The sequence below is a fragment of the Shigella sp. FC1967 genome (assembly GCF_001743005.1).
In the GTDB taxonomy this organism is placed as follows: Bacteria; Pseudomonadota; Gammaproteobacteria; order Enterobacterales; family Enterobacteriaceae; genus Proteus.
Genome location: NZ_MIIZ01000797.1, coordinates 1 through 3,174, shown reverse-complemented (window position 1 = coordinate 3,174; position 3,174 = coordinate 1). Strand labels below are relative to the sequence as shown.

Sequence of the window (3,174 nt, the reverse complement as noted above, 5' to 3'; positions counted from 1 at the left end):
GGATCGTATTCGCCACTAAAACAACACCATGATTATTAGTTAATGTCGCTTTATTCCCATTTACCATCATATTATTCGCCATAGGGGCTTCAATAATGGGTATACGTATTTTCCTGTATCTCCAGAAAATACAATATGAGTACGATAAGGGATCGTATTCGCCACTAAAACAACACCATGATTATTAGTTAATGTCGCTTTATTCCCATTTACCATCATATTATTCGCCATAGGGGCTTCAATAATGGTATACGTATTTCCTGTATCTCCAGAAAATACAATATGATTAGGAATAGCGACAATCGTTCCTCTAGTGCCTAATCCTCCTTGGCGATAATTATTGGCTTCAGTGTAAGAGGCAGATAAGGTGCTATAAGGATGTCGATAACTCATATTCGCGCCGATTAAATTATTGCCACCCGTTTGATTTGAGCTGGTTAAAGTATAATTGATCAAATCATCTTGACCCGCAGTTCCACTTATACTCAATGTAGATTGCTGATAGCGTGAATCAGTCGCATAAACTGAAGTATTAATATTGGCTCTTTTGTCAAAAAATGAAATTGGCACACTGACGTTTAAATAATAACGAGTTTCTTCTTTATTATCGTAATTTCTTAATTTCGATACAGAAAAATTATAAGCAATATCTTTATAGTTATTTGAATAACCTAACTGATACTCACGATTACTCTCATCCGTATTCCAATAGTTTCGATGTGTTCCTGAAAGAAAAATAACGCCACGCTGCCCACCTAAATATTGATTAAGATTTACAGTAAACGTATTTTTTGCTCTAGAACCTCGTAATGCATCAAACGTTGTGAGATCTAAATCAGAAGAAGCATTATTATTCCCCTGCTGTTTAGCAAGATCATGTTGATAATCTTTCCAAGCCTGATAGTTGTCATGAGCGTAAATTGAGTCCACAAAGCTATAATAATCACGGGTAGAGTAACGATAAGCCGCCAATGTTAAATTCGTTAGTGTCGCATCCATATATTTGCTATATGAGAGACGAAAACTTTGTCCTGTTTTTTTGTCTTTTTGTAAATCTGCACTTGCATGAGTAATATCAGCAGAAATCGCCCCAAACTTAAAATTCCAACCACTACCAATCAATGCTGAATAATAATCTTCACTGACAATGCCACCTGCATAAAGCGTAACCAGATTATTTAAACCATAATGAAGTTCACCTTGCACAAATTTAGGTCGGTAATCTGTATTGTTTATTCGTGACTCTCCCAGTATCACGTTATAACGATAAACCCCTTCTTTTAGCATGTCGGGAACGGCTGAAAATGGCACTGTAAATGACTCTCTTCTGCCATCGGCTTCTTGAATAACCACTAACAGATCACCCCCACCAGCCGTTGGCTGAATATCACGGAAAGAAAACTCACCCGGTGGTACATTCTCTTGAAAAACTAAGTTTTCATTTTGATAAACACTAACTAATGCGTTTGTTTGTGCAACGCCACGAATAATAGGAGCAAATCCTTGGCTTGAATTAGGTAACATGCCCATTTCAGTTGCCAATGACGCTCCTCTAAATGAAATACTGGTAAAAAGTGTTGCCGGCGTATAAAAATCGCCAATTGTTAAGCCTGCGGTTATCTGGCTTAATGCTTTATAAACATAGCGTGTATTATTTTTCCATTGGCTTTTGCCATGAGAATAATAAGAGTAGTTAGATTCATCTCTAAATTGCCACGCGCCTAAATTAATACCTGAATTAATATTGGCAAAAAAATTCTCGTTATTGCTTTTTACTTCCTTTTTTTTTCTTTATAGTTATAATAGTTTAAATTATAAGACAATATCAGTGCAGAAATGCCTTGCTCCCAATAACTGGGGTCTACATACCCTACTTCTGATTGTTTAACAGAGATCTGAGGTGCAGTGATATCGAGCCTTAATCTATTAACATCTAATGTTGAAGCAACCCCTGTTGCCAACTCATTGGATAAAATTGTGTTGTTCTGTGCTATTTTTTGTTTTGCTAACAACGATAAATTTAAACCTAACTTATTTACATCATTCGGTTCAAAACTAATACCTGCATTATTCCCTAGCACATTGACTTCAAATTGTCCTTTCCATACTTGATTAATATAAACATCGACTAGTTGTTTTCCTTCTGGAATTTTGTCATCAATATAAAATCGTGAAATATCACTATTCTTTGATTTTCCTACTAATAAAGATGTATCAAATCCCTCTGCATACAGATCCTGAGCATAACTTTGTATTCCTAAAAAAATAAGGATTGAGAGATATTTTGGACTATTCACGATGTTATCTCGATTAGAGTTTAATATTCTGTGATTTATAAACACCAAAATCATCAACATAAATAACAACAACGGAATTACTTATTAATCTATTAATTAAAAGGTAACTCACGAGAAGATTGTGGAGGGGATCATTTCAGAATCAGTAAGCGTAAGACGTGGTGTCTCTTGTGTAGAAATAGATGCGATTGTGAAATGATATTGTGAGTTATTTTTTAACTAAAACTTTATTACCATTTAATTGATAAGTAACTTTTTCATTAATACGCTCTGGATTATCAAGTAAGTCCTTCAGGTCGATAGAAAATTTTAAATTCTTGTTTTCATTGCTAATTGAAGATAGCTTTTTCCTTTTAGTACTTCCGCATTCTCTGGAATATCCAAAATATTTAAATAATAGACTTGCTCAATATTGCCCGATGATGTTTTTATCAGTATTTTTTTATTTTTTAATGTTTTGACCTTGCCTACCTGCAATTTTTTACAATCGGTGGATATAAATAAAAAAGGAGAGTTTGCATCTTCAGGTGTTGAATTTATGTCACCATCATCTATCCAACTTTGTACTAATGAAGCTAAATCACCATTATTAGTTAATTGAATATTAACACTGTCTGTTCCTTCATGATAGATAACACGAGTACCATTAATAATAATATTCGCTAATACAGTCGAGGGTAATATCAAGATAATTAAAAAGAAAATATTAATTTTTTTCATTATAAGCCCCCCAAAAAAAGCCAGACCCCATTGAGTCTGCTTTTTTATATTATAAAATAAAAAGGAGAGTTTGCATCTTCAGGTGTTGAATTTATGTCACCATCATCTATCCAACTTTGTACTAATGAAGCTAAATCACCATTATTAGTTAATTGAA

3 protein-coding genes are annotated in these 3,174 nt (G+C 33.8%); all 3 read right to left on the bottom strand.

From position 1 onward, the window contains the following. Positions 1-66 precede the first annotated feature (66 nt). Positions 67-1,731, bottom strand: coding sequence for a fimbria/pilus outer membrane usher protein (locus BHE89_RS13195; RefSeq protein ID WP_286146120.1), 1,665 nt, complete (start codon positions 1,729-1,731; stop codon positions 67-69). Between the two features lie 41 nt (positions 1,732-1,772). Further along, entirely contained in the window at positions 1,773-2,297 is a 525-nt protein-coding gene (locus tag BHE89_RS25750) for a FimD/PapC N-terminal domain-containing protein (protein WP_286146119.1), read from the bottom strand. 309 nt (positions 2,298-2,606) lie between these two features. Then, on the bottom strand, positions 2,607-3,017 hold the full coding sequence (locus BHE89_RS25745) for a fimbrial biogenesis chaperone (RefSeq protein ID WP_286146118.1): 411 nt from the start codon (positions 3,015-3,017) through the stop codon (positions 2,607-2,609). Between the last annotated feature and the right edge of the window lie 157 nt (positions 3,018-3,174).

Bases quoted from the DNA above. Each gene is read 5' to 3' on its own strand.
- BHE89_RS25745 (WP_286146118.1), bottom strand. From the start codon at position 3,017: ATGAAAAAAATTAATATTTTCTTTTTAATTATCTTGATATTACCCTCG.